The following is a 26,672-nucleotide window of genomic DNA, read 5'->3' as shown; positions in this document are numbered from 1 at the left end:
AGATCTAGGTACATGACAGAACAACGCCTCCAACACCGAGATGGCGACTACGATGTGGTGATCATTGGCAGCGGCATTGGTGGGCTAGTGGCAGGGGCGCTGCTGGCTCGCTACGGCAAGTCGGTGGTGGTTTGCGAAAGCCACAGCATTGCCGGTGGGGCAGCCCATAGTTTTGAGCGCCAGGGCTTTCAGTTTGACTCGGGGCCGTCTTTTTACTGTGGGCTGGGCGATCGCTCCTCCATCAATCCGCTCCGTCAGGTTTTGGATGTGCTAGGTGAATCCTTAGAGGCGATCGCCTACGATCCTCTGGGGCATTATCATTTTCCCGATAGGACGGTGCCGATTTATGGGGATGGCGATCGCTATCGAGCCACCCTGGCCGCCGTCACCCCCCAAGGTGCCCAGGAATTTGCCGCTTTTGAAGCTCGCTTACTGGCGTTGTACCAAGCCCTGCGCCCGATTCCTACCCTGGCCCTGCGGGCCGATTGGCGTCTGGCGCTGACTCTGCTCCGTCGCTACCCCGGCGCGGTGCTGAACCTTCTGCCCCATCTGGGAATTTTGCAATCCTCCGTGGGCCAGGTGATGGATCGCACCGTGCGCGATCCTTGGGTGCGGCGATTGATTGATCTGGAATGTTTTCTGCTGTCGGGTCTGCCAGCTCACGGGACAATTGTGCCGGAGATGGCGGTGATGCTAGGGGAGCGATCGCACTCCCAGGTAGACTATCCCAAGGGCGGCAGTGGGGCGATCGTGCAGGCGCTGGTGCGGGGGTTGCAGCGCTGGGGGGGAGAGCTACGGCTGAATACCCATGTGCAAGAGATTTTGGTGCAGCAAGGACGGGCTGTTGGCGTAGGGCTGAAACGCGGTGGTGAGATTCGCGCTCGGACGGTGATTTCCAATGCCACGATTTGGGATACCTACCGGCACCTGCTGCCCTCGGATGCCGTGCCGGAATCCGTGCGGCAAGCGGCTCTGGACACTCCCGCCGTCGATAGCTTTATGCACCTGCATCTGGGGATTCGTAGCCAGGGGCTAGAGTCGTTGACGGGGCATCACGTGGTGGTGCAAGACGGCCCAGACCTCACCCAGCCAGGGCAAACCTGCATGATCTCGATTCCTTCGGTGTGGGATGCCAGCCTGGCCCCCGCCGGACATCACGTCATCCATGCCTATACTTTGGAATCCTACGAGCCCTGGCGATCGCTTTCCCCAGATCAGTACAACCAGCGCAAGCAAGACCGGGCTCAGGTGCTCTACCGGGCCCTAGAGCGGGTGATTCCCGACCTGGGCGATCGCTTGGTGCTGGAACTAATCGGCACCCCCCGCACCCACGCCCGCTTCCTGCGTCGCCATCAGGGCACCTACGGGCCGGCGATCGCGGCCGACCAAGGACTGTTTCCCAGCACCCACACCACAATTCCCGGTCTGTACCGGGTCGGCGACAGCACCCTTCCCGGCATTGGCATTCCCGCCGTCGCCGCCTCTGGTATTCTCTGTGCCAATACGCTAGTATCATCCTCCCAGACTGCTGACCTGCTGGCTGGTCTGTCTTCCTAATCCCTTTCATCCCTATCCATAACTGCCTTGTTCACCCCCTTAATTGGCGAACTAGCCGCCCTCACCGCCGCCCTGATCTGGGCCGTGGCCTCCTCCATCTACGCCAGCCTTGGCAAACAGGTGTCGCCTTTGGCCCTGAACCTGTCCAAGGGTCTGATAGCCATTACCCTCGTCGGTTTGACCCTCGTCGGCCGCGGCACCTGGCCCAATGTGCCCGGTTGGGCGATCGCCCTCCTGCTCCTGAGCGGCGGCATTGGCATTGGTCTGGGGGATACCGCTTTCTTCACCTCCCTAAACTGTCTAGGGGCAAGGCGGGGGCTATTGCTGGAATCCCTCGCGCCCCCCATGGCCGCCCTCATTGCCCTGATGGTTCTGCAAGAATATCTACCCCTGGCCGCCTGGCTGGGTATTATGCTCACCGTCGGCGGTGTGTCCTGGGTGGTGGTGGAGCGCACCCCCAGTACACCGCAGTTTCAAGCCCGGCCTCGGCGGGGCATCCTGTTTGGATTCTTGGCCGCTCTCAGCCAAGCTAGCGGCGCTGTGCTCTCGCGGGCTGCTCTATCCGGCAGCGAGATTGATCCGCTGTGGAGTACCTTCCTGCGGCTGGTGGGAGCTTTGCTGGTGCTGGTGATCCTAGTGGCAATGCGCCAACAGCAGGGGGAGGTGGTAGCCCTGGGGCGATCGCGACGGCTGGCTCTCACTGTCGCCGTAACTGCCTTCTTCGGCACCTATCTAGCCATCTGGCTGCAGCAGGTTGCCCTGAAGTTTACCGCTGCGGGCATTGCCCAAGCGTTGGGGGCTACCAGTCCCCTATTTGTCATTCCCATTGCGGTTTGGATGGGCGATCGCGTCAGTCCTCGGGCGCTGCTGGGCATGGTGGTGGCTCTGGGCGGCGTGTGGCTGCTGTTGGCGGCCCGTTAACCCATCAGGTGCCTTGGGGGGAGCGATCGCCCTCTACGGCTTGATGGAAATAGTTGACAATTTCCCGCACCACGCCGCTCTTGCCGCGACAGTCCAGCATGAGAATTTCGCCCGCCAGCGCTCCGGCACTGTTGAGATCTTGAACAATTTTGGTTAATCCATGGCCCATGTAGCCGGTGATAATCACAATCAGATCACAGCGGCTAATCTTGGCCTTCACCTTACTGCTACTGGTGCTGACCTCTGTAAAGGGCGGAATTTCAACGCAGTTTTTAACCTTCAGACCATAGCTATCGGATAACGTTTGAATAACGCCTTGGCGGGTATTGGAGTGACCACCCACTAGGGCCACGCTGTAGGCAGACAGGTCAAGCACTGGCGGGTCTGATGCAGGATCGGTTTCAGACTCCGTTGCTGGAACTGGCGTATGGGCTAGGTTGGCTTCATAGTAGGTGAGCAGCGCTTTGAGGGATTCGATCTGCTCCTCCTGCTCTAGAGCCTGGAGCTGCAGGTCGTTATAGTCTGACGTGAGGCGATCGCACTCTTGGCGGAGCTGTTCATTATCTTGGCGCAAATGCTGGTTTTCGTCATCGGCATACTGTTCAAACTCCTGAGTTTGACGAAGTTGCTGATTATCTTGCCGTAGGCGATGGTTTTCCGTATCGGCATGTTCGGCATATTGCTCAAACTCCCGCGCATCCTGCCGCAGGCGATCGCATTCCTGGGTGAGGCGATCGCATTCCACCAACAGATGATCGCGCTCAGCGGTCACCGTTTCCAAGGATTCGAGGAGAAAGACCTCCCGGCGATCGCGTCGCTTGTTTTGGCGCAGCGTGCCGGTCAGGCGGCTTGTGTGGGATAGCGTGCGCGAAAGGGTCGTTGTGACAAAGCGCCCCCAGCGTGACAGAACTCGTTTCATGGTGCCCTATCCTAGCGAGATGGGAGTAGCACTGTCAGATAGACAACATCTGTTCCCATTTCTGACCAGTCTGCCACAAACATCCTGGAATGGTCATCACCCACAACGCAACTAGGGGGATTAGCGAGCCCGAGAACGGGTAATTTGCACACTCAGAGCAATCACCGGCAGCAGTCCCACCAGCAAAATGGCCAACGCCGGGGCCGAGGCTTCCACCAGCCGTTCATCCGCCGCATAGCGATGCACATAAACCGCTAGGGTGTCGAAGTTAAACGGACGGATCACCATGGTGGCGGGCAGCTCTTTCATCACGTCCACAAACACCAGCATAATTCCCGTCAGTAAGCCCCCAGACATCAGCGGCGCATGGACTTTCAGCAACGTGCGACTTGGCGTTTGTCCTAAACTGCGGGACGCATCATCTAGGGTGGGCTTAATTTTAATTAAGCTGGATTCTACAGCCCCAAAGGAGACCGCCAAGAAGCGCACCAGGTAGGCAAAAATCAGGGCTGCGATGGTGCCGCTTAGCAACAGTCCTGTGGAGATGTCAAACAGCGATCGCATGTGGGCATCCAGCCAGTTATCAAACCGAGCGACGGGGATGAGCGTACCCACGGCAATCACCGAACCAGGGACGGCATAGCCCATGGCCGACAGTCTTGTGCCAAAGCGCATACCCCAGCTAGGCTTCAGCCGCACCCCGTAGGCCATGATCATCGAGAGCACAATGGCGATCGCTGCCGTTAGGGTCGCCAAGATCAAGCTATGCTGCGACAGTTGCCAGAAATTGCGGTTTACCGTGCGTTCTAGGTTGTTCAGGGTCATGTTGGTAAACAGCCCGACGGGGATCACCAAGCCCAGCAGCACCGGCACCGTACAGATGGTCATAGCCAGGAGCGATCGCCAGCCCCGCAGATGGTAGGTGGAGAGGGTTTGGTTGCGGCCCACCGTTTGGTAATATCTGGCCTGCCGCCGTGACCAGCGCTCTAGCAAAATCAGCCCAAACACAAACAGCAGCAGACAGGTGGCCAACTGGGCCGCGGCAATGCGTTCCCCCATGCTGAACCAGGTGCGATAGATGCCGGTGGTGAAGGTTTCTACCCCAAAGTGCTGGACGGTGCCAAAATCGTTGAGGGTTTCCATGAGGGCGAGGGAAACGCCGGTGGCGATCGCTGGCCGAGCTAGGGGCAGCGCCACGGTGAAAAAACTTTTCCATGGGCCTCGGCCTAGGGAGCGACTGGCTTCCATCGTACAAAGGGCCTGATCGAGAAAAGCCACCCGCGCCAGCAGATAGACATAGGGATAGAGCACCAAACTGAGCATGACGATCGCCCCCCAGAGCGATCGCACGTTGGGAAACCAGTAGTCGTTGGTGCTCGACCAGCCAAACCAGAGACGCAGCGTCGTTTGCACTGGGCCAAAATATTCAAACACATCGGTGTAGGCGTAGGCGAGCAGGTAGGCCGGAGCTGCAAGGGGCAACAGCAGCGCCCACTCAAACAGCTTGGCTCCAGGGAAGCGGCAGAGAGTGACCAGCCAAGCCGTAGACACACCGATCCCCAGAACCCCAATCCCTACGCCCATCATCAGCCAGAGGGAGTTGAGAACATAGCGCAACAGCACTGTATCCACAAGATGGCTCCAGACGTCTCCGGTGTGGGTGAAGATACTGCTCAAGACCACCAGGGTCGGTGTGGAAATCAAGAGAGCGATCGCCATGACTACCATCGTCCACCCCTGAGATGGCAATGCTTTCACCCATCTGAGTAGATTGGAAAAGTCAAAAGAAGATGAAGTTTTAGAAGACACCAGGATATAACTTGCTATGCTTAATGAGAATGACTTTCAAAATACTGTACACTATACAGCAAGATGCCCCTACAGTCATTGTGGTTCTGGCTATAGGGCGCTTTTGGCAGCGATCGCCTAGGACGCCATGGTCACTTGTTCTAGGCGCATGATCACCTGAGCGATCGCTGCCTGCTGACTACGACCTCCTCTTCCCATTATTCAAGTATTAACTGCGCTATGGTTTCTTTGTCCCAGCACCAACAGCTATATCCTGCCTCAACGTCATCAACAGCCATTGTCCAGCTTAACGATCTCGTCAAATATTTTCCACGTTTGGCCAATCCAGCGGTGGAGTCAGTAAGCCTGACGTTGGAGCAGGGGGAACTGTTGGCCTTGCTGGGCCCTTCCGGCTGTGGAAAAACCACTCTGCTACGTCTGATTGCCGGGTTTGAGCATCCTGATGCCGGGCAGGTGGCGATCGCTGGGCAGGTGGTGTCGGGAGATGGCTGCTGGCAAGGGCCAGAACGTCGCGGTATTGGCATGGTGTTTCAAGACTACGCGCTGTTTCCCCATCTCACCGTGTTTGACAATATCGCCTTTGGTCTACCCACCGCCCGAGGCAAGGCCAAAATGGAGCGGCGGCGGCGGGTGGTGGAAGCGATCGCCTTGGTGGGTCTTGATGGCATGGAGCAGCGCTACCCCCATGAGCTATCGGGCGGGCAGCAGCAGCGGGTGGCCCTAGCCCGCGCCCTCGCGCCCCGTCCCTTGCTGGTGTTGCTGGATGAACCGTTGAGCAACCTAGATGTGCAAGTGCGACTGCGCCTGCGGCAAGAGCTGCGGGCCATCCTCAAAAAAGCTGGCACCACGGCCATTTTTGTCACCCATGACCAAGAAGAGGCGCTGTCTATGGCCGATCGGGTGGGGGTGATGCACCACGGTTGTCTAGAGCAGGTGGGGACGCCCGAAGAGCTTTACCAGCATCCCCAATCGCGGTTTGTGGCAGACTTTGTCACCCAAGCCAACTTTCTCGCGGCCCAGCGGCAAGGCAATCTATGGCATACGGAAATCGGTGACTTTCCCCTCACCGCCGTCGAGGTTCACCAACTCCAAGATGTGACGCCAACGGCCATTGATGTGATGCTGCGTCAAGAAGATGTGCAGATCCAACTGGACGAAACCTCCTCGATTGTGATCAGCGATCGCCAGTTCTTAGGACGCGAGCAGCGCTATAGCCTCACCCTACCGAGCGGGCAGCCGCTTTCTGTGCTAACCTCTTCACCGGTGCATTTAACGGTAGGTGCCAAGGTTCGCGTGACGCCCCAGGCCACCCACCTGCACGGCTACCCTCACAGACTGACCTAGACGCTATGATTCGCAGCCTGATTTTTGACCTTGGGGGCGTGATCATCAACCTCCGCTACCAAACCACCATCGAGGCCTTCAGCCGCCTCTGCGGGTTTGACGTCAGCCCCCTCTACACTCAGCATCAGCAAAATCCCCTCTTCGATCGCTACGAGATGGGACAGATCTCCTCTGCCGAGTTTCGCGAGGGTATGCGATCGCTACTCGGCATCACCTGTGTGGATGACGAGATCGACCAAGCTTGGAACGCCATGCTGTTGAATATTCCTCCATCACGGGTGTCTCTTTTGCAACAGCTTCGTGATCACTACCGGCTGTTTTTGTTATCCAATACCAACGAAATTCATAAGGCAGAATGCGATCGCATCTTTGCCAATACGTTTGGGACTGAGCTTACCTTATCCGGGCTGTTTGATCATGCTTATTATTCCCATGAGGTAGGCGATCGCAAGCCCCATGCCAGCATCTTTCAGCGGGTGTTGCAGGATCACGATCTCGATCCAGCTGCGACGTTGTTTATTGAAGATACTAAGCAGCACATTGATGGAGCGATCGGGGTGGGCTTGCAAACGGTTCATCTTACAGATGGAAAAACCATTCACGATTTAGGTTTGATGTCGAAGTAAGGTATGTTTGGCAATAAGGTATGTCCGGCACTTATGTCCGGCAACGTGGAGCGATAGCAAAGGGCGCTTATGTTAGGGTAAGATTTAGACTAGATAGGAAGAAGCGATCGGGTCTAGGGAGCGATCGCTTCTTGCTGACCTTAGTGCTAACTCTCCAATACCCCGAGCGTGCTGACCAACAGTGCTTTCTGTGCATGGAGACGATTTTCGGCCTCATCCCAAATGCGAGACTGAGAACCCTCCATCACGTCTTCTGTAATTTCTTCACCTCGGTGGGCTGGCAAGCAGTGAAGTACGATCGCTTCTGAATCAGCTAAGCTCAATAAGTTAGCGTTAATTTGATAAGGCTGGAAGATAGGAATACGGCTTTCGGCAAGGTCTTCCTGACCCATGCTGGCCCATACGTCGGTATAGAGCACGTGGCTACCTTCTGCCGCCGCTTTCGGATCATCGGTGATGATCACCTGGGAGCGATCGCCCGCAATTCGACGGGTTTGTTCAATAATCTCCGGCAGGGGTTGATAGTCGGCAGGCGTGGCAATGCGAACATGAATGCCCGCTAAGGCGCAGCCAATCATCAAGGAATGGGCCACATTATTGCCATCGCCGAAGTAGGATACCGTGAGTCCGCTGAGCTGCCCAAAGCTTTCTTGAATCGTCTGTAAATCCGCCAAAATTTGGCAAGGATGTTCCAAATCTGTCAGGGCGTTGATCACCGGAATCTTGGCATAGTGGGCGAAGGTTTCGAGTTCTGCCTGGGCAAAGGTGCGAATGGCCACAATATCTAGGTAGCGATCGAGGACGCGGGCTGTGTCCATGAGGGGTTCACCCCGACCCACCTGGGTGACGCTGGCGTTTAAGTCCAGCACCTGTCCACCCAGTTGATACATGGCCACCGAGAAGCTGACGCGGGTACGAGTTGAGGCTTTGCTAAACAACAGCCCAAGCACCTGACGGCATTGGGGCTGCACCTCGCCGGTTTTGAGGTTGGCTGCTAAGTCTAGCAACCCTAGCAACTCCGCCTCGCTGAGATCGGCTAGGCTCAACAGGTCTCGTCCGTTCAACGCCGCTAAACTCATGGGATTCTGGCTCACTCAATAATGAATAACAAACATGCCCATGTCCCGAAAGGAATGGGGACTACGGGCTCAATCGTCTCCAAACCCTACCAAATCTTGCACCCTTTCGGGAGTTCTTGTCGAACGGATTGACTAGGGTTAGAGGGACTTGAGTCCGGTGGGATCCGAGGTGCTCCTTGGATCTATCTCTAGATGTCTCTAAATGGTGAGAGCAAGTTTACCTTGGGTTGATCCTTGTTCAATCAGGGCATGGGCTTGGCTGGCTTCGGCGAGGGGAAAGGTTTGGCTGAGGTGAATCTTCAGCGATCCTTGATCGATTAACCGCGCACATGTTCGCAGAATCATCGCCTGATCTTGGAGGGCAATGGTGAGGTTTTTCAGCATGGGTGTGAGCATCAGCTCATAGCTGACTCGCAGGTTGCGATCGCGAGCCGTTTTCCAATCAGCATCGGCGGCGGGGGCCAGCAGGGTAACCACATCGCCATAGATAGCCGTAGCAGTAAAGCATTGGGACAGGATCCCACCGCCCAGGGTATCAAAGCTGGTGTCTACCCCGTCGCCTGCTGTCCAGTCGAGCACCGTTTGCACCACATCGGTTTGGGGATAGAGAATGGGCAACTCTGCCCCGAGCTGGCGGACGAAGTCTGCCTTGTCCGCAGTGCTGACGGTGGTGCAAACCTTGGCTCCCTGTAAGTGGGCTAATTGGATGGCTACATGGCCAACGCCCCCCGCGCCTGCCTGCACCAGCACCGATCGCCCTGCCTCTAGCCGAGCCCGATCGTACAGCGCCTCCCAGGCCGTGATCAGCACCAGGGGAGCGGCGGCCGCTTCCGCAAAGCTGAGGGTTTTGGGCTTGGGCGCTAGGTAACGTTCATCCACCACCGTATAGTCGGCGTAGGTGCCCGGTGCGCTGCCCAATCCACCGGCGCAGAAGTACACCTCATCGCCCACGGTGAGCGATCGCACCTCTGCGCCCACAGCTTCCACCACCCCCGCCCCATCACAGCCCAGGATGGCCGGCATCTGGTCGGGATAAAAGGTTCCCCGCTGCCGGAGCTTGGTATCGATGGGATTGATCCCCGCTGCCCGTAGACGTACCAAGACATCCGTAGGCTGGCTGAGGATCGGCATGGGTACGTCACCGAGACACAGCACCTCGGGGCCGCCCGCCGCTGTCATCAGGACTGCTTTCACAATCGCCTCCTAGACGTCACCTAACCGTTGCCGCGCTTGCTGGAGGGCCTGTCGCACCTGCTCAAAGCCTGTACCGCCGTAGCTATTGCGGGCTGATACCACCTGCTGGGGAGCGATCGCCCCATAGATGTCCTGTTCGAAGGCTGGATGCAACGCCTGCCATTCCTCTAGGGTGAGATCCTTGAGCAATTTACCCGCTGCGAGAGAGGTTTTCACCACCTTGCCCACCAGGTTATAGGCTTCCCGGAAGGGAACGCCCTTGGTAGCCAAATAGTCGGCTACGTCCGTGGCATTAGAAAAGTCTTCCGCCACAGCACTGTTGAGGCGCGCCGTGCGAAACTCCAGCCCCTCCGCCATGAGAATTGTCATGGCTTCTAAGCAACCCTGAACGGTTTTCACCGCATCAAACAGGGCTTCTTTGTCCTCTTGCAAATCCTTGTTGTAGGCCAAGGGTAGGCCCTTCATCAACGTAAGCAGCGCCTGCAGGTGGCCAAACACCCGCCCTGTCTTACCACGCACCAGTTCTGGAACGTCGGGATTTTTCTTCTGGGGCATGATGCTTGATCCGGTGGAGCAATTGTCTTTGAGGGTGACAAAGCCAAATTCTTCCGATGCCCAGAGGATGATTTCCTCAGACAGGCGGGATAGGTGAACCATAATCACGCTGGCAGCAGCAAGGAATTCGATAGCAAAATCGCGATCGCTCACGCCATCCAGACTGTTGCTATACACGTCATCAAAGCCCAGCAGCTTAGCGGTGTAGTGGCGATCGATGGGAAAGGTTGTCCCTGCCAAAGCGCCGCTCCCCAAGGGCGAAATATTCACCCGCCGATAAACATCACCCAACCGTTCCCAGTCGCGCTGGGTCATGGCGACGTAGGCCAGCAGGTGATGGGCTAAACTCAGGGGCTGGGCTCGCTGCAGGTGCGTATAGCCGGGGATCAGCGTTTCCACATGCTGATCAGCCAAGTCAATCATCACCGTTTGAAACTGGCGCAGTTGTCCACGAATTTGCTCGATCTGCGATCGCAGGTAGAGACGGGTATCGGTTCCCACCTGATCATTGCGGGAACGGGCGGTGTGTAGCTTTTTGCCCACATCCCCCACCAGTTCCGTCAGCCGTCGTTCTACCGCAAAATGCACATCTTCAGCGTCAACGCCAGGGGTGAACTGCCCTTGGCGATACTCCTGCCGCACCTGCTCTAGACCTTTGACCAGTTGCTCGCCTTCCTCAACAGAAATGATGCCGGTGTGGGCCAGCATTTGGGCATGGGCCTGGGAACCCGTAATGTCATATTCAATCAGTTCAATATCAAAGAAGATACTGGCATTAAACTGGGCGATCGCCGGATGCAGGGCAGATTCAAACCGTTGACTCCAGGTTTGGGAAGAAGATTGGGTCACCAAATGTTTTACCTTGAAAAGCCGCTAGGGGAATAATACCAACTCCCTACGGTCTAGCTCTAGGCTTTTTCCATGGTAAGTAGCTGGACTCACTTCAATGAAGCTTATTGGCCGGGTTTCGACGGCGCTCAACCCTCTTCTCATCAGGATTCGATCGTTCCTACGCTGAGCGTGGGACTACTCCCAGGGTTGCTCCTGCGCCCAGACCTCAGTTGTCTCACAGGAGAATCGTCGCAGGAGCGACTAAGACAGGTGTCAACGCGGGAGCGCTGGCACCATACGACATACGATACTTGAGACTTGCTGGCGTAACCAGGGTCGTGTAGATGTCTGACCCTGGCTTTGAAATGTGTAGACTCCTGCCCTTAGCCGTAGGAGGTCAGGCTGCGAATGAGATAGCCAAAAACGATACCGGCAAGGAATGCCCAGGCCTGACCTGATTCAAAGAAATTGCTAAATAGATCTCGAAAGCCCCGGAAGGGATCGGTATCAAGCTGCTGCGCCAAAATACTCCAATCCTGTAGCCCATCGAGCGGCAGTTGCGTTAGGTGCCACGTATCGCTCAAGAGGCTGAGGTGCATGGACCAAGTGCCAAAGTTAGACGCCACGTCAAACAAAATCATGGTTGAGCCTCGTGTCAGAAAATAGTACGAACACCGAACTATGTAGTAAGCGGCCAGTTGTTGATTGAACGATTAGGGCTGGCCAGCATCAAAAGTTCCTCACAAGAATACGCGCTAATGGGAAGTTTGCGTGCATCGAATCTAAGAAAATTAAAGCAAGGAGATCCCTAGGGCGGTTCCAGGACTTGGACGGTCACTGAAGAGGTTTTCAGGGGCGATCGCTACTATCCGGAACTCATGACCGCTGGAACCCATCATGCAAGAGCAACGCCCCTTTAATACAACAACCTCCACCCAGGTGGGTGGAGGCAGTGTAGTGGATTCCAAAGCGACGTATCGATGCTGGGGATCGATTGGCCGGGGGATGTCTAGACAATAGTTGACCGCTTAGCGGTAGTCGTAGTCGGGCTCCATCTCGGGCTCGGGGACGGCGAAGTTACTGGTGTCGAACAGGTAGCGCACCGCTTCGTCTTCAAGGCGATGAACGAGATAGGGCTCTAACACATTGGAATTGCGTAGAGCTGCTAGGTATCCGTCGAGATACAGGCGTAGCTCATCTAAGCGATACCCTCGGTTCCACTGCTCAGTCAGGGCATCGGTAATGCGTTGGTAGTGGCGAATTGCCTGGGCATCTTGAAGCATAGGTCAATTAGGTGGTAGTGCTTGATACAGCAAATGGCGCGGGGATCGTTAATCGATTGCTAGATGACTAAGGTAGACCAAAAATGACTCTACTTAACTCTATGGTAGCGTTTTGAGCGATCGCCTACAGGACGGAAACCCACCCTTGATGAAAAAATTATCCTGGAATTGCAACTTAACGCAATATAAGTGGAGTCGGCAATCGGTTGATCTCGGTGCTTTTTGTTGCATTCCCAGGCTCAAACCAGCAGTTTATTCATGATTCCTTACGAAATGTTACATCTGTAGGAAGCGCGGTGAGCAACGGCTTGATCTGGGATCACGATAGGGTGGTTTCGGGGAGCGATCGCTAGCGCCTAGATATAGGATCGTTTCCATTGCTACTAGTGTTCCCGAATTGATCCCCTCACATATCAGGTGCTGCCGATCATGCTGCCATCCGATTTATTGATCTATCGCCTCCAAGGGGCCGAGGTGATCCCCAAGCGGTTATCGCTGACTCCGGAGTATGGGGCGATCGCTGCGGAACTGATCCAGCTCTTCCAAGACTCTCAGGGAGCCACCCAGGGCGAACTCAACCGCCAACTGCAGGATTGGGAGGGAGAAGGTATCGATTATCGGATCAAGCGCGGTCTGGCCCACATTGCCAAAAGCAACCTCAGTACGTTTGAGATCGTGAGTCCCCTAGAGCCTCAGCAGCTACGCGATCGCGTTTTTTCTGCTGCCGCGACCACCGTGCCCTCTCCCCAAGCAACGACGATCACCTTAGAGCGCGTTGCCGATCAGCTCACCCAAGAACTGGGGCGCAATGTCCTGCCTGCCCATATTCGCGCGGGTCTCTATGCAGATCTAGCCGAAAACCGCATTCTCATGGAGTTCAATGCCCCTACTCCAGAGCAGTTGATCCATCGCTACAACCTGTCTCAGGTGCAGGGAATTTTCTACAAAGCTAGCCACATTGTCATCCAAGCCCATCGCAATGATCCCGGTGAATATAAGCTGCTGTTTCGCTACCTGAAGCTGTTTGGCTTGATGGCCTACATCGAGGGCGATGCCGACTATGGTTTCACTATCACCATTGATGGCCCCACCAGTTTGTTTAAGCCCAGCACCCGCTACGGGCTCGATATTGCCAAACTGATTCCGGCGCTGCTGCATGTCTCAAAATGGAGCCTTGAGTCTCAGCTTCAGGTAAAGGATTTCTACACCAAAGCCACCACCACCCGCCACTTTGCCCTAGATTCCGACTGCGGCCTCGTCAGCCATTATCCCCCCGGCAAGCCCTATGACAGTATGCTCGAAGCCTCCTTCGCTGATCGCTGGGCGGCGCTCAAGAGCGATTGGCATCTAGAGCGAGAGGTGGATCTACTGCCGATTCCTGGCAGTGTCATGATTCCCGACTTTCGGCTGGTTCATGCTGATGGACGGACGGTGCTCCTCGAAATTGTCGGCTACTGGCGACCGGAGTATCTGCGCAAGAAGTTTGCCCAGGTGCAAAAGGTGCAAAGCGATCGCCTGATTCTGGCCGTTTCCGATCGCCTCAATTTGGAAAAGGCCGGCGTGCGGGTGCAGGATATTCCGGTGCCTGTGGTCTGGTTTAAAACGAAGCTTTCGCCTAAGGCTGTATTAGAAGTCTTGGAAACTTTCGAGTAAATTGGTAGAAATCCATCATCGTTGTCCATTCTAGGGATATCTCCTAGCGATACCTTCTAGGACTATCTATACTGCTCACCGCTGCCCGTCCAACGTGCTTGAGGGTGTGTTCGGCAACGCTGCACCGCCCTGCGCCAAGACTTTGTGGGTGATGCGATCGCTCAATCCTTGCTTAACTCCTGATGCGGGTGCCCAAATATGACCACCAATTCACAGCTTAGAATCTGGCGCAAAGTTGCGGCCCAACGGTTAGATGATCTCATCTCCAAAGCAGAAGGGGACGAGGTGACGGATATCGATAGTGTGGTTGATAACTTACTGCGAGCCCTGGGTGGCCAGGCTCCCCGTTCTGGCGATCGCCCTCCCTACGCCGGCCTCTTTCCAGATGGAGCCGTGGTGCAACAACGACGACGGGCCGCTGGCGGCATCCGTGTGTTTATTGAGCATCTCCAAGACGAAGACTTTATTCCCGCCGATGACCTGATTGATCAACTGCTGCGATCGCTCAGCAAGCTACCGCCGCGCCCCGTAGGTCTGCCCCCCTACGAGTCTCTGCTCTCCTTTAGCCAGGCAACGAGTCCTCGTCAACTCCAACGCTGGCGGGAGTTGGCGGCCCAAGCCCTCGGACAGGTGATTGCCCAGATGCCTGGCGATCTCTGTGATGCAGATGGGGCTGTGGATGATCTGCTGCGGGCCTTGGGCGGTCAGGGCATGCGCCCCGCCGATCGAATGCCCTACCAAGGTTTGTTGCCAGACGGCTCGGTGGCTGAACTACGCCAACGGGCCGCTAAGGGCGTGCAGGTGTTTATCCAACACATCAGCGCCGATCGCTTTGTATCCAGCGATGCCTTGATTGATGGTTTGTTGCGATCGCTGCGAGGGTTGCCGCCTCGCCCGGCTGGTCGCCGTCCCTATGCCGGTCTGTTTCCAGAAAGTACCATCAACGAAATTACCTTGGAGCACCTACAGCACATTGCCCCCAATGGTCGCGATGCCCAACTGCGTAAGTTTGTGGGGCCGCTGAATGCCACCATGGAGGAGTTTGAAATCAATACGCCCCTGCGCCAAGCCCACTTCCTGGCCCAGGTGGCCCACGAATCCGGTGAGTTTAACTACGTCGAAGAAATTGCGTCAGGCGCAGCCTATGAAGGGCGGAGCGATTTGGGCAATACACAACCGGGGGATGGCGTGCGGTTCAAGGGGCGGGGTTTGATCCAAATTACGGGACGCTTTAACTATCAAGATATTGGTAAAGCGATCGGTCTCGACCTGATTAGCAACCCGACCCGTTTAGCCGATGATGACCTAGCAGCCCGCAGCGCTGGCTGGTTTTGGAATCGGGAAAGCCTCAACCAAGTGGCAGATAAGGATGATGTCCGTCTTGTCACCCGTATTATTAACGGTGGATTTAATGGGCTTGATGATCGGGTGAAAAAATTAGCGGCGGCGAAACGTGCCTTGGGCATTTAGCGATCGCTTGCTCATCGTTCTCAACGTCTCATGATTTCTCTTGGGTGACGCCGGACGCGGAAATACTGTGAGTTTGACGACGATCAGCAGCTTCTTCGTTCATTTTGAGCTGCTTGAGGGGTGAGAGGCGAGCTTCGACAGGCTCAGCCCAAAGGGTCGTGCTCTATCGTAGCGTGCTGTGAGGCGCAGCCGTAATGCACCATCTTGCAGGATGTTGAGGCATTCTATCGCTCATGCATCTGTCCATCTGGTTGGCTACTGATAACCTCATCGGACTCACGCCTGCGACCAGTTAGACACACCTGCTCTGAGGGGTTTCTCCCCCCATAAACATCAGAGCCGATCATGTTATTTTCTCAAGAATTGACCTGTTTTTCTCTGGTTCAGACAAAATTAAATCAAGTCCTCTGTAAAAATCAGGAAAAAGGCTTTCTAGTGGTGTAAATATTTATACAACTTACGTAACTCTACTCATTTTTGATCATGCAATCAGGCAGGAATAAAGTGGGCCGATGATGAACCGAAGATCCGTAGGATGGCTGAACAGTTTTAGGCTGCCAAGGGAGATACTAAATGAGGAGAGCTCTCCATAGGTTCAGTCCAGATATCAGGGACGAGAACGCGAGTCTGAACCATAAGATATAGCTATCGCATTCATACGAAAGAGGGTTGCGCTACTCTCGACCATCGGGATTCAGGACAAGAAATCGTTCACCGTACGGTTGAGCTAAGATCAAGTATAAAAAGTCAACGCTTGGTCTAGTGCTGAAGTCCAGTCGAGGGGCTGGTTAGCGTAAGCAGATTGGAACACAAGACCGATGAACATCGCCACCTATCAGACTACAGAGGAGTGCATCACCATGGGACAGTCACAAAACGGATCGTTGAAGCAGAATCCATTCACCACCTACCGTGATCCTGTAACAGGACGGTGGAGTGTAGTTCATCCAGATGCTCATGAGCTGGATGAGAAACGTGGGAAGCCTAAAGAACCTACGCTGACGGTGTTAGATGGTGGCATTCAAACCAAACGATCGCCCCATGGTAGAGCGATCGCTAATCTCAATACAGATGCTATGCCTTAGGCTGGCTGGTGCAGCTACGTCGAGCCACGCGGTTGATGCTACTCCCTCTAGGGTTCTCAAGGTTCTTAGAGGGAGTTATTGATCGATGACGGGTAGCGTACGGTGACGGGTAGCGTACGGTGACAGGTGACGTACGGTGACGGATGATGACTTCCCCATACCGCTGCAAGCATACGGGCTTCATCCAGGGCATAAGTCTTATCTCTAGTCACCCTTATCTCAAGCCAAGACTCGTTCTTGCGGCTGGGTAGACTGTTCTAGACGCAGTAGGCTGCTCTTTAAATCATTCGTGAGGCGCTGAGCGTCATGCTTGGTGGAACCTTGGCGATAGTTCTCCACCTTCAGCGATCGCCCAATATGAATATCCACCTGACAACCCCATCGTGGAATGAGGGGTTGATAGTTTAGGCTAATGGGCACAATTTGAACCCCGAGATTAGGCTGGCTAGCCTCGGCCTGCAGGGCTAACCGCGCTAGACCTGGACGCAGGGGATGGACGTCTCCATCTCGAAAGATGCCGCCCTCTGGAAAAATTACCAACATATTTCCCTGCTGCAAAAGTTCTACCCCTAGCCGCAGACTGGCGATGGATGGGCGATCAACGTTCACCGAAAAGCCACCCAATCGCCGAATAAACCACCCCTGAATGCCGCCCATTTCGCTAGCGGTGACCATAAATCGCAGATCTCGCCCGGTAGCGCGTCGTCCAGTTGCGTAGGGCACCAGCAATGCATCCCAGCGTGATCGATGGGTGGGAGCAAGCAGCACTGGCCCCGTCTTCGGTAGATGCTCTTGCCCGGTGATCGTAATCCGATCGAAGTAACTCGGCAACACCAGATCACAGCCCAGGGGATAGACCAAGGAGGTTAGCCATGGGGAACAGTGCGCTTGAGCGGTCGTCACAGAGGATGACGAGGATGTAAGGGATTGAGTACAGGTTTTGGACAGGGTCATAGGGAAGAGAACGTGAGGAAAACCACAATGGAGCCTTCTCGGTTGCTTCGGAAAGGTTCTCTTACACCCTAGTTGGATTCCATATATTTTCGGTATACCAAAGGGACAGTTTTGTGGGTGTCCCGCTGGGCTATATCTAACGGCACGCCCTTGCCTAGGTGAACAGACTATCGTCTCGCGAGCAGAACCCCTTAGAATGGAGTGGTGTGAGATAGCATCATGCAGCATTCAAGGAGTTGGGCACTGTGACCTCATCAACGGCATCGTCAACCTGGGCAACGGTTCAGCTTGCTCCCAGCTACGCCATTCCCTTGGTTTTGGTAGGGCTGGCCATACCGCTCTTTTGGGTACAGGTTTGGGTGAGTGGGGCGATCGCCCTGTTTGGCCTATTTCTTTTGGTGCAGGCCGTAACGCTACGGCTCTGCTTCACCAACGACGCCCTGGATGTCTATCGCGGCGAGACTCTGATTCGGCGTTTTCCCTATCAAGACTGGCAAAACTGGGCAATCTTCTGGTCGCCATTCCCTGTGTTGTTCTACTTCAAAGAGGTGAACAGCATTCACTTTTTGCCGATCTTGTTCAATGCTGAAACCCTAGAAGCTTGCCTGAGGGAGCGTTGTTCGGTTGCGCCATCCACGCCCACGCCGTAACCCATGGGCGATCGCGATCTGCTCTAACCAGGTTGCTGATTCTGCCATGCCGTCTTAACCCTAGGATGCTGAATGGGCGTTACCTACGCCGCTGTTCCGATTGAACTATTGTCTTGGCTATGACTTCTGAGCAACCCCTAAACCTAGATTCCTTATCTGCCTCCGGTGGCGATCGCAAGGATACGCCGCCGTCGGATACTCCATCACCGAAGCGTTCTGCTAGCGACCAGCGCGCCCCCATTCCGCTCTCCCTGGGCAATCCCACTCCAGCGGGGCGATCGCCTCAACCGTCGTCCGGTGATTCAGGGCTAGATCAACGGGTTGCTGACCTGCGCCGCGAAGAACGGCAGTTGAAGCAGGACATTGAAACCCTGCAAGCGTCCTACACCCGGATGATGCGGGATCAGGTGATGGAAACCCAGCGCACCATGGGGCGGGTGATCCAGGAAAGTCTGGCCGATCTAGAGCAGCGTAAGCAAACCCTGCAGCTTGCGGTGGAGCAGCTAGAGCGGCGTCAGGAACGGATCAAGGCAGAGATGCGCACGACCTTTGCTGGGGTTTCCCAAGATCTAGCCATTCGAGTTCAGGGGTTTAAGGACTATCTCGTGGGCAGTTTGCAGGATCTAGCAACGGTGGCCGAGCAGCTTGAGATGCCTACGCCTCAAGCTGCTCCTCTCCTGCCCGAAGCGGTGCCTGTGGTCGATGCTCCACCTAGCCGTGGCGCTTCGCCTAAGGTGATGGATCAGGCCTTTGCCGCTGATGCCGATCGCATTCGGGCCTTGCTCGATCGCTACCGCACTACGCCGGATTACTACGGCCCACCCTGGCAACTGCGCCGCACCTTTGAGCCGATCCATGCCGAGCGCGTTTCTAAATGGATGTTTGAGCAAGGTGGACGGGGTGCCCTACGCAGCATGGGATCTCGCCTGCAAAATATTCTGATCTCCTCAGCGGTGATTTCGGTGCTCTGCGACCTCCATGGCGATCGCCTGCGCGTCCTCGTCTTGGCCAATAGTCCCGAACGGTTAGGAGAATGGCGACGAGGGTTGCAAGACTGCTTGGGCATTTCTCGCGGCGACTTTGGTGCCGATCAGGGCGTGGTGCTGTTCGAATCTGCCGAAAGCCTTGCCCAACGAGCCGATCGCTTCACCCGCCAAGGCGACGTGCCGTTAATTTTGATTGATGAAGCTGAGGAGCAAATCAGCCTCTCCGTGTTGGAATTTCCTTTCTGGCTAGCCTTTGCCCCTGATCCCAACCGTCCGGTGTACTACTAAGGGGTCACTTAGGGAGAGGACTCAATTAAATGAGGCTGTCGGGTTGCTCCCTGCTCAAACTCTTATGAGAAACGGGTTGAACAGAGAGCAACGTTGAAATGCTCAACAATCGTTATGTTCTCCTGCTTGCCACAGACTCCCTGGTGAAATAACGCCCTCAAGAATCCCTATAGCCACCACGGTAAGACGGTGAGACCTAGACAAAGCCGCTTGATTGAGACAACAACGACTTCAAGAGTCACCCGCCGAGGCTTGACGAGCAGAACCGTGTAAACAGATACTGCTTAAAGAGCTAGGACGTGGCCCATGGTTGTGTGGATTTTACTGTGCATTGTATTGCTACTGGCGGCCTATTTGTTGGGATCGATTCCCACAGGCTATTTGGCAGGCCGCCTTGTGAAAGGAATTGATATTCGTGAGCATGGGTCAAAATCCACCGGAGCCACCAATGTGCTGCGGGTTTTGGGTACCAAGCCGGCGATCGCTGTCTTAGCTGTGGATGTGGTGAAAGGCGTGCTGGCGATCGCCGTCACTCGGGGCATGTTGAGCATTCCTGCCCTGCTGGCCCTGGCTCCTGCTTCGGTGAATCAAGCCCAGTGGCAGCCCTGGCTGATTACCCTGGCGGCGCTGATTGCCATCTTGGGCCACAGTAAATCGGTGTGGATTGGCTTTACGGGCGGCAAATCTGCTGCAACGGGTCTGGGCGTCTTTCTGGGCATGTCTTGGATGGTGGGGCTAGGAGCCTTGCTAACCTTTTGCTCGATCTTAGCCGTCTTCCGCTTTGTCTCCCTCAGCTCCATGAGTGCCGCCTTGATGGGCATTGTGCTGATGGTGGTCTTTCGTCAGCCGTTTCCCTATCAGCTCATGGCTGTGGTCGGTGGAGTTTATGTTATTTTGCGGCATCGCACCAATATCCAGCGCCTTCTAGCCGGCACTGAACCTAAAGTTGGTCAAAAAGTCCAAACCTAGAGAGCGATCGCCCTGGGATGGCGATCGCCAGTAGAGGGGTGTCAGATGACGGGTGTTGCTAAATCGCGACAGGATGTGCGCTAACGAACCGTGAGCGAGACGTTCACACTCGCTAATTCATCCCCACACTTAAGGCAGTGTGAGCATCTTGCGCATCTTCTGATTGCATATCTTCATTCAACAACGCCAGATTACGTATATTTTCCCCACTGCAGCATCAGGGTCACAACGTATAGAATCACCGCCGATCCGATCACGGCGGGAATAATCCTCACGTTTTGGATATGCCAGCGCAGGGCTGCATGATCGAGACCAAACTCTTGGCGCAGCAGGGCAAAGGCCCACTCGCCGAAGAAAACCCCAACAATGCCAATGATCACAAGACCAAAGGCTTTGCCAGGAATACGGCGGGGAATTAACACATTGGCTAAGACGGCACAAGCAACCGCTAAAACAAAGCGGACAAGCAGATGACCGATATCCATGATTTTGGCTCTCCTGGTGTAGAGGATTAATCCAGCTATACGCCCAAGTCGAAGCAAAATCAGTATGCCTAGGTCAATTGACTGGGCATCTCTAACCGACTGAGACCGTTAATAGCTCTGGATCTTGGAACAATGGGGTACTGAGGTAGCGTTCACCAAAACTTGGTTGAATCATGACGATTAATTTCCCGGCATTTTCAGGACGGCGGCCAACCTTGATGGCTGCAGCTAGGGCAGCGCCACTGGAAATGCCCGATAGCAGACCTTCTTCCGATGCCATGCGCCGACCATAGGCGATCGCTTCATCGTCATCCACGGTCACCACTTCATCGATGAGATCAACCCGTAAGACTTCCGGCACAAAGCCTGCACCGATACCTTGAATTTTGTGGGGCCCGGGTTCTCCGCCCGATAGAATGGGGCTGTTGGATGGCTCAACAGCGATCGCTTGGAAGCCTGGCTTACGCTGCTTCAGCACATCTGCTACTCCTGTTAGGGTACCCCCGGTACCCACGCCAGCGACCAGCATATCTACCTGACCATCGGTATCATCCCAAATCTCGATTGCCGTGGTTTGTCGGTGAATCCGCGGATTGGCTGGATTACGAAACTGCTGCAGCATATAGGCATCGGGAATGCTGTCCACAATCTGCTGGGCGCGACGGATACATCCCCCCATGCCCTCGATGCCCGGCGTCAGCTCCAACTGGGCTCCGTAGGCCCGCAGCATGGCCCGGCGTTCCGAACTCATGGTCTCAGGCATGGTGAGAATGAGCTTGTAGCCCTTGGCAGCGGCGGCCATAGCCAGTGCAATGCCCGTATTGCCAGAGGTCGGTTCTACTAAGACGGTCTTGCCGGGCGTAATCAAACCATCTTGCTCTGCTGCTTCGATCATGCCGGAGCCAATCCGATCCTTGACCGATGCGGATGGGTTCATGCCCTCTAGCTTCACGATGATGCGGGCAAGACATCCCTCAGCTTGGGGGATACGGTTCAGTTGAACCAGCGGAGTATGTCCAATCAGTTCAGTAATATTTTGGGCAATACGCATAATCGTCAGTGGCTAATAAGGTGAGTCAACAATAATAATGTCGGGGCGATCGCTGCTTGGATCACACCCTACCCCTAACCGTTGAGACGCCATGGGTCAGCATTCTGGCATGGCATCATTGTCGATCGCTTTGGGGGAGACGGGCTGAAATTGCGATGAACTGTAACGTTCACCCGGTTCAAAGCCCGCCCTTGGGAATCGTCTTTGGGCTGGCTGGAGCGGGACTGGAATCTGAATTCTGAACCTTGAATCCTGAACCCTGAACTCTGACCTCTAGATGTAGTACATGATGTTTCGTTGCTGACGAGCATCACGCTTTTCCGTCAGATCTTGCAGGGTATAGCGTTGTAACACTGATTCTGCTGCATGGCGAGCTTCTTGCCAAACCTCAGCCACTACGGTGGACTCGGCGGACTTGGGGCTCTCGTCTATCGATTGCTGAGGGCTATCGAGCCCCTCAATACTGCTGATGATGTCCCACAGGGTAATTTTCCAAGGTTCACGAGCCAGGAGATAGCCGCCTTTCGCGCCACGCTGGCTTTTGACGACCCCTGCCCGGCGCAGGGTGGCGAGGAGCTGCTCCAAGTAGCGATCGGGAATATCTTGCTCTGTAGCAATTTGCCGAATTTGCAACGGTGTACCCGTATTGTGGTGAGTGGCCAACTCAACTAGGGCCAGCAAGGCATACTCGGTTTTACAGGAAAGTTCCACAAGCACTACTCATGACAACAGTGGCATCAGGGCGTGCGATCGCTTGGGAGGCGCAGCCTAGATGTCTCCTAGATCGAGATCCCCACGGCAGCGATCGCCTTTCCCTAGTATATCCCGGTTCTCCACTGGGGTTTGCTGGATTATAAAATCTTGAGCTAGATGTTACCGTGTGTCCTCGGTTTGTCCTAGGTATGATCGGCTTGCAGCCACCTCTGCAGGAGACCAATCACCACGGCGGGTAGTTCTAGGTGAGGCAGAACGCCGACATCATCCATGGACACAAACTCCTTCACCGCTGCGGGATTGAGGCTAGCCAACCGCTGTCCTTGGGCAACGCTGGTAAACCGGGAAGCGGCTCCCCAGAGCATAAAGGTGGGCGTCTGCAGCGCGTCTATATAGAGGGAGAGATCGAAACAAAGGGAGCCTTTAAGAGACGCCAGGGCGGCATACTCGGCATTCTCTTGTTGGGCAGAGGCTACGTAGGCGGCAACCATTTCGTCGGTAATCCGCGATCGCTTGGCAAACAGAAACTGCTCCAAAAAGTTGCGCACGGCCAGCTCATTGGCAGCTCCCAGGGTGTAGATGATCCGATCCAGAATGGGAGTGCCGGCCAGTTGGGCCGCCAAACCGCTTTGGTAATCTTGCCCAAAGTCGCTATAGCCCGAGGGCGATACGAGGAACAGGGAATTGAATAAATCGGGGCGCTGGCTGGCTAGCCGCAGAACGAGACCGGCGGTGAGGGAGGTGGACACTACGGTGGCTGGCTGCTGGGCGACTTGCTCTAAACATTCCGTGATCACCGCGAGATAGTCGGCAATGCTGTAGTCGCGGGGGGGATGGGCCGACTGTCCCCAACCTACGAGATCGGGCGCAATAATTCGATGGGTGGCGGCAAAAGCCGGGTAGACCTTCGACCATTCAAAGGCCGAGGAACCACCGCCCAAGCTGTGGAGAAACACCAGCGGCGGGGAGGAGGTCTCAACGGGCGATCGCCAGGGAGCACCAGCGGGACTGTAGTACACCATTTTCCCCAGGGAGGTCTGGATGTGCTGGGGTTCGAAGCCGGGTGGTTGAAACTGTTTCATAGGGTCGGACAACTGCAAAGAAGGCATGGATCTCCTCTAGCTTATCGCTGAAGCCTAGGGGGGAGCGATCGCTACAATTCTTTGTAATGGGCAGCATCCTCAATCTGCCTGCCTTGCACCTCTTGTCCTGACGCGATCGGCTGGTTTCAACTTGACGCTAAAGTTCAAAACAGTAACAATGAATACAGAAATAATTTTTGTTCATTGTTTCGCCCTAAGGCAGCTCCGCCGATGATCGGTCAAGAGCGCCATCCACTTCGCATCAAGCTTATCCGTTAAAGGCAGTCAGGATTATGTCACTACACTATCGCGGCGTCGAATACGATCACGTTTCACCCTCCATGGAAACCACTGGAGCTTCGATTGTTGGGCATTACCGTGGAGCAACGCTAAAGATTCGCCAGCCCAGAACATCCGTGGGCCAAGCCCCAACGCAGCCCCTGAAGTATCGGGGTGCTTGGGTTCGTTAGATCTCTCTAGGCAGGTACCAGAATGGAGTCAAGAGACGCGAGCGATCGCGTCTTTTTTTGGGGGTTATTTGACCTGTGCACTCCAATATGGATGGACGCCTCCTAGTCCTAGCCAGTTGAGGGGGGCGATCGCCAGCGACGGGTACCGCGATGCAGACAGGCTGCCGCAGCGCATTGGGCAGCTTGGTGTAGAGCTGTTTCTACCGATTCGGTGAGAATACAGTGGCAGAATGCGCCATGGAAAATGTCCCCAGCTCCTAGGGTGTCCACGGGTTGGATGGTGGGTACGGGAATCTCCTGCAGGCGATCGCCATGCCACCATTGAATGGGGCGATCGCCGTGGGTGACGATGACGTGAGGAATGCCCAGGTCGATCAGATACCGTCGTCGATCCTCCGGTGTCGAGCCTTGGGGCGGCTGAAAGTTGGCGGAACAGATGGCATAGTCGGCCCAGGGCAGCACCTTCTCAAACCCCGGTTTCCAACTGCCGCCATCGATGACGATCGGGATCTGGGCCTGCTTAGCCCGAGGGGCGATCGCCGCACTCACCGCCATTTGATGACCGTCGATCAGCACTACGTCAATGGTGTGATTGTCGATCGCTGACCAGAGTGGGTCTGGAATGCGATCGCTGCTGGCTTGGGCGCGGGCAGCGTTGAGGGAGACGACGGCGCGATCGCCGCTGGCTTGGGTAACGAGGATCGATGATGTGGGGGGTGGTTCAGAACGCTGGGGATGCAGATCCCAGTGGGTCAGACCGCAGGTTTGGATATCGGAACGCAGAATACTGCCGAGAGCATGGCTACCGATGCCGCTGAGTAGCGTACTGTCATGCTGTCCTTGTCCCAAATGCTGGAAGGCAACGGCGGCGTTGGTGGCGGGGCCGCCCGCAGCGATGTCGTAGTCTTCGGCTACAATCTTTTGGTTAGGATGGGGCAGAACATCTACGTGGTAGATCACGTCGAGGGTGGTGAGTCCAATAAATAAACCGTGGGCCATCGTCAAAGTGCCTGTCTAACCGTTCCGGGCGGGCATCGCCTTCATGATAGTAGAGGGAAACCTATGGAGATTCAATCGGGAACGCTCTACGTGGTGGGTACGCCCATTGGCAACCTGGAAGACATGACCTTTCGAGCGGTGCAGGTGTTGCAGCAGGTGACAGCGATCGCAGCGGAAGACACACGCCATACGGGCAAGCTCCTGCAGCACTTTCAGATCACCACCCCCCAGGTGAGCTACCACGAACATAATCGCGTGGCGCGGCTGCCGGAGTTGCTGCAGCGTCTCCAGCGGGGCGAGGCCTTGGCTTTGGTGACCGATGCCGGGATGCCGGGGATTTCCGATCCGGGCTATGAACTGGTCAGCGCTTGCATTACGGCGGGCATTGACGTCGTGCCTATTCCCGCCGCCACGGCGGCTACCACGGCGTTGATTGCTTCGGGGCTGCCCACGGATCGATTTATTTTTGAAGGATTTTTGCCGACCAAGGCCAGTTTGCGCCAGGAGCGGCTGGATGCTTTGCAGATGGATCCTCGCACGGTGATTTTATATGAAGCGCCCCATCGGGTGTTGGAAACGTTGCAGGATCTGGCCCAAAGTTTTGGGGGCGATCGCCCCGTGGTTCTGGCCCGAGAGTTGACTAAACGCTACGAAGAATTTTGGCGCGGCACGCTCACAGAAGCGATCGCCCATTACCAAACCCATGCACCCCAAGGGGAGTTCACCCTGGTGGTTGGGGGGGCTTGTTTGGCGCAGCCGGTGCTATCCGAAGATGCGCTCAAAGCGGAACTGCAATCCCTTCTACGGCAGGGAATATCGCGATCGCAGGCCAGCCGTCAGCTAGCCCATCAGACTTCCCTATCGCGACGGCAGCTTTATCAACTTGCCCTGGCCATTCCAGATTCCCAGTCTCCTTTAGATGAAGCAGGTGTTTTATGATGACCGTCATTCGTTTTTATCTCGTCACGCCCCTTGTGGTGATCAGCATCCTCATGGGCACGGCCTGCAGCTCGCCCACCCGTTCCAGCACCGAATCGGTTGCGGTGGAGAGCGGAACGCCGAGCGAACCCCTGATGGATAACGCCCCGCTGGATGAGCCGGAGATGCCCAGTGATGACAGCCCCACGGCTGAACCTAGTCCAGCACCTGCAGTTTCAGAATCAAGCCCATTAATTTCTGAATCAGGGATCGGTACCGCTCAGTTGGGCATGACCCTGGCCGAGTTTCGAGAGACCCTAACAGCGGATCAAGAGCTAACGCCAGTTGCCAATGTCATGGTGGATTTTGATGCGATCGCTCTCACCCAGGCAGGCGAGATTCAGTACTATATTCTCCACCTCAGCGGCGCGCCCTTCACCGATGCGGACGTGATTCAGGGGCTGAAAACTGAAAACCCAGCCTACCAAACCCAGGAGGGCATTGGCGTCGGCAGCGCCATTACCCAAGCGGAAGCTATGTACGGCGATGCTACCTTAGCCTACAACCTGGAAAACGAAGGGCGGGAATACGTGCGGTTTGCCAATTTTCCAGCTAATAACATCCTGTTTGGCACCGGTAGCTACGGTGCCCAAACCGCTGGTATCTATCCTGAAACCAGCGGTTCCTATCATGAAACCCAAGCATTTCGCGATGATGCCGTTCTAGAGTCGATTCTCTTGGTGTGCCTGAGTGCAGACTGTAGTAACTGATCCCAGTTGT

General features: G+C 55.6%; 26 protein-coding genes. 13 read left to right on the top strand and 13 right to left on the bottom strand.

The genetic code is table 11. From position 1 onward, the window contains the following. Positions 1-12 precede the first annotated feature (12 nt). A complete protein-coding gene (locus tag JUJ53_RS24320) occupies positions 13-1,557 on the top strand; it encodes an NAD(P)/FAD-dependent oxidoreductase (RefSeq protein ID WP_204154647.1) in 1,545 nt (514 codons plus the stop codon). A gap of 27 nt (positions 1,558-1,584) precedes the next feature. After that, complete coding sequence (locus JUJ53_RS24315) at positions 1,585-2,478, top strand: DMT family transporter (protein ID WP_204154646.1); 894 nt, start codon at positions 1,585-1,587, stop codon at positions 2,476-2,478. A 4-nt stretch (positions 2,479-2,482) separates the two neighbouring features. On the opposite strand, the gene JUJ53_RS24310 is transcribed toward JUJ53_RS24315, so the two are convergent. Then, positions 2,483-3,397 (bottom strand): hypothetical protein, encoded by a 915-nt coding sequence (locus tag JUJ53_RS24310; protein WP_204154645.1) that lies wholly within the window; start codon positions 3,395-3,397, stop codon positions 2,483-2,485. Positions 3,398-3,517: 120 nt separating this feature from the next. Next, the gene (locus JUJ53_RS24305; RefSeq protein WP_204154663.1) at positions 3,518-5,125 is read right to left on the bottom strand and encodes an iron ABC transporter permease; all 1,608 of its coding nucleotides are present in this window, start codon (positions 5,123-5,125) and stop codon (positions 3,518-3,520) included. A 300-nt stretch (positions 5,126-5,425) separates the two neighbouring features. On the opposite strand from JUJ53_RS24305, the gene JUJ53_RS24300 reads away from it, so the two are divergent. Further along, positions 5,426-6,550, top strand: coding sequence for an ABC transporter ATP-binding protein (locus JUJ53_RS24300; RefSeq protein ID WP_204154644.1), 1,125 nt, complete (start codon positions 5,426-5,428; stop codon positions 6,548-6,550). 5 nt (positions 6,551-6,555) lie between these two features. After that, a complete protein-coding gene (locus tag JUJ53_RS24295; RefSeq protein WP_204154643.1) occupies positions 6,556-7,176 on the top strand; it encodes an HAD family phosphatase in 621 nt (206 codons plus the stop codon). 146 nt (positions 7,177-7,322) lie between these two features. Here the strand turns inward: JUJ53_RS24295 and argF are convergent, their stop codons facing one another. The 5 genes from argF to JUJ53_RS24270 form a co-directional block, all read right to left on the bottom strand. Next, positions 7,323-8,255: an ornithine carbamoyltransferase gene (gene argF, locus JUJ53_RS24290; protein WP_204154642.1), complete on the bottom strand. Its 933-nt coding sequence runs from the start codon at positions 8,253-8,255 to the stop codon at positions 7,323-7,325. Between the two features lie 198 nt (positions 8,256-8,453). Next, positions 8,454-9,449: a zinc-dependent alcohol dehydrogenase family protein gene (locus JUJ53_RS24285; protein ID WP_204154641.1), complete on the bottom strand. Its 996-nt coding sequence runs from the start codon at positions 9,447-9,449 to the stop codon at positions 8,454-8,456. A gap of 9 nt (positions 9,450-9,458) precedes the next feature. Then, the gene (gene argH / locus JUJ53_RS24280; RefSeq protein WP_343328029.1) at positions 9,459-10,853 is read right to left on the bottom strand and encodes an argininosuccinate lyase; all 1,395 of its coding nucleotides are present in this window, start codon (positions 10,851-10,853) and stop codon (positions 9,459-9,461) included. Positions 10,854-11,218: 365 nt separating this feature from the next. Continuing rightward, positions 11,219-11,476, bottom strand: coding sequence for a hypothetical protein (locus tag JUJ53_RS24275; RefSeq protein WP_204154639.1), 258 nt, complete (start codon positions 11,474-11,476; stop codon positions 11,219-11,221). Positions 11,477-11,863: 387 nt separating this feature from the next. Beyond that, complete coding sequence (locus JUJ53_RS24270; RefSeq protein WP_204154638.1) at positions 11,864-12,118, bottom strand: DUF6761 family protein; 255 nt, start codon at positions 12,116-12,118, stop codon at positions 11,864-11,866. Between the two features lie 429 nt (positions 12,119-12,547). On the opposite strand from JUJ53_RS24270, the gene JUJ53_RS24265 reads away from it, so the two are divergent. The 3 genes from JUJ53_RS24265 to JUJ53_RS24255 all read left to right on the top strand — a co-directional run bounded on the left by JUJ53_RS24265 (position 12,548) and on the right by JUJ53_RS24255 (position 16,326). Continuing rightward, positions 12,548-13,771, top strand: a complete 1,224-nt coding sequence (locus tag JUJ53_RS24265; RefSeq protein WP_204154637.1) for a DUF790 family protein — start codon at positions 12,548-12,550, stop codon at positions 13,769-13,771. 198 nt (positions 13,772-13,969) lie between these two features. Beyond that, positions 13,970-15,241, top strand: a complete 1,272-nt coding sequence (locus tag JUJ53_RS24260; RefSeq protein WP_204154636.1) for a glycoside hydrolase family 19 protein — start codon at positions 13,970-13,972, stop codon at positions 15,239-15,241. 860 nt (positions 15,242-16,101) lie between these two features. Then, entirely contained in the window at positions 16,102-16,326 is a 225-nt protein-coding gene (locus JUJ53_RS24255) for a hypothetical protein (RefSeq protein ID WP_204154635.1), read from the top strand. Between the two features lie 219 nt (positions 16,327-16,545). Here the strand turns inward: JUJ53_RS24255 and JUJ53_RS24250 are convergent, their stop codons facing one another. Further along, on the bottom strand, positions 16,546-17,280 hold the full coding sequence (locus JUJ53_RS24250) for a lysophospholipid acyltransferase family protein (protein WP_204154634.1): 735 nt from the start codon (positions 17,278-17,280) through the stop codon (positions 16,546-16,548). 245 nt (positions 17,281-17,525) lie between these two features. Here JUJ53_RS24250 and JUJ53_RS24245 point away from each other — a divergent pair, with 245 nt between their 5' ends. The 3 genes from JUJ53_RS24245 (at position 17,526) to plsY (ending at position 20,173) form a co-directional block, all read left to right on the top strand. Then, entirely contained in the window at positions 17,526-17,930 is a 405-nt protein-coding gene (locus tag JUJ53_RS24245; RefSeq protein WP_204154633.1) for a DUF3119 family protein, read from the top strand. A gap of 119 nt (positions 17,931-18,049) precedes the next feature. Then, positions 18,050-19,204 carry a DUF3086 domain-containing protein gene (locus JUJ53_RS24240; RefSeq protein ID WP_204154632.1) on the top strand — a complete coding sequence of 385 codons (1,155 nt, stop codon included), beginning with the start codon at positions 18,050-18,052 and terminating at the stop codon, positions 19,202-19,204. A 306-nt stretch (positions 19,205-19,510) separates the two neighbouring features. Beyond that, a complete protein-coding gene (gene plsY / locus JUJ53_RS24235; RefSeq protein ID WP_204154631.1) occupies positions 19,511-20,173 on the top strand; it encodes a glycerol-3-phosphate 1-O-acyltransferase PlsY in 663 nt (220 codons plus the stop codon). 191 nt (positions 20,174-20,364) lie between these two features. Here plsY and JUJ53_RS24230 read toward each other — a convergent pair whose 3' ends face one another. The 3 genes from JUJ53_RS24230 to JUJ53_RS24220 form a co-directional block, all read right to left on the bottom strand. Continuing rightward, positions 20,365-20,658: a hypothetical protein gene (locus JUJ53_RS24230; RefSeq protein ID WP_204154630.1), complete on the bottom strand. Its 294-nt coding sequence runs from the start codon at positions 20,656-20,658 to the stop codon at positions 20,365-20,367. Between the two features lie 91 nt (positions 20,659-20,749). Continuing rightward, positions 20,750-21,709 carry a cysteine synthase A gene (gene cysK, locus JUJ53_RS24225; protein WP_204154629.1) on the bottom strand — a complete coding sequence of 320 codons (960 nt, stop codon included), beginning with the start codon at positions 21,707-21,709 and terminating at the stop codon, positions 20,750-20,752. Between the two features lie 273 nt (positions 21,710-21,982). Continuing rightward, positions 21,983-22,420, bottom strand: a complete 438-nt coding sequence (locus JUJ53_RS24220) for an Rrf2 family transcriptional regulator (protein ID WP_204154628.1) — start codon at positions 22,418-22,420, stop codon at positions 21,983-21,985. A gap of 11 nt (positions 22,421-22,431) precedes the next feature. Between JUJ53_RS24220 and JUJ53_RS25300 the strand changes: the two genes are divergently transcribed. Beyond that, positions 22,432-22,566: a hypothetical protein gene (locus JUJ53_RS25300; RefSeq protein WP_275415846.1), complete on the top strand. Its 135-nt coding sequence runs from the start codon at positions 22,432-22,434 to the stop codon at positions 22,564-22,566. 39 nt (positions 22,567-22,605) lie between these two features. On the opposite strand, the gene JUJ53_RS24215 is transcribed toward JUJ53_RS25300, so the two are convergent. After that, positions 22,606-23,505, bottom strand: a complete 900-nt coding sequence (locus JUJ53_RS24215; RefSeq protein ID WP_204154627.1) for an alpha/beta hydrolase — start codon at positions 23,503-23,505, stop codon at positions 22,606-22,608. Positions 23,506-24,083: 578 nt separating this feature from the next. After that, complete coding sequence (locus tag JUJ53_RS24205; RefSeq protein WP_204154625.1) at positions 24,084-24,974, bottom strand: PfkB family carbohydrate kinase; 891 nt, start codon at positions 24,972-24,974, stop codon at positions 24,084-24,086. 63 nt (positions 24,975-25,037) lie between these two features. Between JUJ53_RS24205 and rsmI the strand changes: the two genes are divergently transcribed. Then, positions 25,038-25,913 (top strand): 16S rRNA (cytidine(1402)-2'-O)-methyltransferase, encoded by an 876-nt coding sequence (gene rsmI / locus JUJ53_RS24200; RefSeq protein WP_204154624.1) that lies wholly within the window; start codon positions 25,038-25,040, stop codon positions 25,911-25,913. Further along, positions 25,913-26,662 (top strand): hypothetical protein, encoded by a 750-nt coding sequence (locus tag JUJ53_RS24195; RefSeq protein ID WP_204154623.1) that lies wholly within the window; start codon positions 25,913-25,915, stop codon positions 26,660-26,662. The genes rsmI and JUJ53_RS24195 overlap by 1 nt, the downstream gene beginning before the upstream one ends. The last annotated feature ends 10 nt before the right edge of the window (positions 26,663-26,672 follow it).

The sequence above is a fragment of the Leptolyngbya sp. CCY15150 genome (assembly GCF_016888135.1).
Classification (GTDB): domain Bacteria; phylum Cyanobacteriota; class Cyanobacteriia; order RECH01; family RECH01; genus RECH01.
The sequence above is the reverse complement of the archived record's forward strand: the minus strand, read 5'-3'. Positions and strand labels throughout refer to the sequence as shown.

Coding starts and splice junctions, on each gene's coding strand:
- JUJ53_RS24320 (WP_204154647.1), top strand. CDS start 13: ATGACAGAACAACGCCTCCAACACCGAGATGGCGACTACGATGTGGTG.
- JUJ53_RS24310 (WP_204154645.1), bottom strand. CDS start 3,397: ATGAAACGAGTTCTGTCACGCTGGGGGCGCTTTGTCACAACGACCCTT.
- JUJ53_RS24305 (WP_204154663.1), bottom strand. CDS start 5,125: ATGGTAGTCATGGCGATCGCTCTCTTGATTTCCACACCGACCCTGGTG.
- JUJ53_RS24300 (WP_204154644.1), top strand. CDS start 5,426: ATGGTTTCTTTGTCCCAGCACCAACAGCTATATCCTGCCTCAACGTCA.
- JUJ53_RS24295 (WP_204154643.1), top strand. CDS start 6,556: ATGATTCGCAGCCTGATTTTTGACCTTGGGGGCGTGATCATCAACCTC.
- argF (WP_204154642.1), bottom strand. CDS start 8,255: ATGAGTTTAGCGGCGTTGAACGGACGAGACCTGTTGAGCCTAGCCGAT.
- JUJ53_RS24275 (WP_204154639.1), bottom strand. CDS start 11,476: ATGATTTTGTTTGACGTGGCGTCTAACTTTGGCACTTGGTCCATGCAC.
- JUJ53_RS24270 (WP_204154638.1), bottom strand. CDS start 12,118: ATGCTTCAAGATGCCCAGGCAATTCGCCACTACCAACGCATTACCGAT.
- JUJ53_RS24265 (WP_204154637.1), top strand. CDS start 12,548: ATGCTGCCATCCGATTTATTGATCTATCGCCTCCAAGGGGCCGAGGTG.
- JUJ53_RS24260 (WP_204154636.1), top strand. CDS start 13,970: ATGACCACCAATTCACAGCTTAGAATCTGGCGCAAAGTTGCGGCCCAA.
- JUJ53_RS24255 (WP_204154635.1), top strand. CDS start 16,102: ATGGGACAGTCACAAAACGGATCGTTGAAGCAGAATCCATTCACCACC.
- JUJ53_RS24250 (WP_204154634.1), bottom strand. CDS start 17,280: ATGACCCTGTCCAAAACCTGTACTCAATCCCTTACATCCTCGTCATCC.
- JUJ53_RS24240 (WP_204154632.1), top strand. CDS start 18,050: ATGACTTCTGAGCAACCCCTAAACCTAGATTCCTTATCTGCCTCCGGT.
- plsY (WP_204154631.1), top strand. CDS start 19,511: ATGGTTGTGTGGATTTTACTGTGCATTGTATTGCTACTGGCGGCCTAT.
- JUJ53_RS24230 (WP_204154630.1), bottom strand. CDS start 20,658: ATGGATATCGGTCATCTGCTTGTCCGCTTTGTTTTAGCGGTTGCTTGT.
- cysK (WP_204154629.1), bottom strand. CDS start 21,709: ATGCGTATTGCCCAAAATATTACTGAACTGATTGGACATACTCCGCTG.
- JUJ53_RS25300 (WP_275415846.1), top strand. CDS start 22,432: ATGACAACAGTGGCATCAGGGCGTGCGATCGCTTGGGAGGCGCAGCCT.
- JUJ53_RS24215 (WP_204154627.1), bottom strand. CDS start 23,505: ATGAAACAGTTTCAACCACCCGGCTTCGAACCCCAGCACATCCAGACC.
- JUJ53_RS24205 (WP_204154625.1), bottom strand. CDS start 24,974: ATGGCCCACGGTTTATTTATTGGACTCACCACCCTCGACGTGATCTAC.
- rsmI (WP_204154624.1), top strand. CDS start 25,038: ATGGAGATTCAATCGGGAACGCTCTACGTGGTGGGTACGCCCATTGGC.
- JUJ53_RS24195 (WP_204154623.1), top strand. CDS start 25,913: ATGACCGTCATTCGTTTTTATCTCGTCACGCCCCTTGTGGTGATCAGC.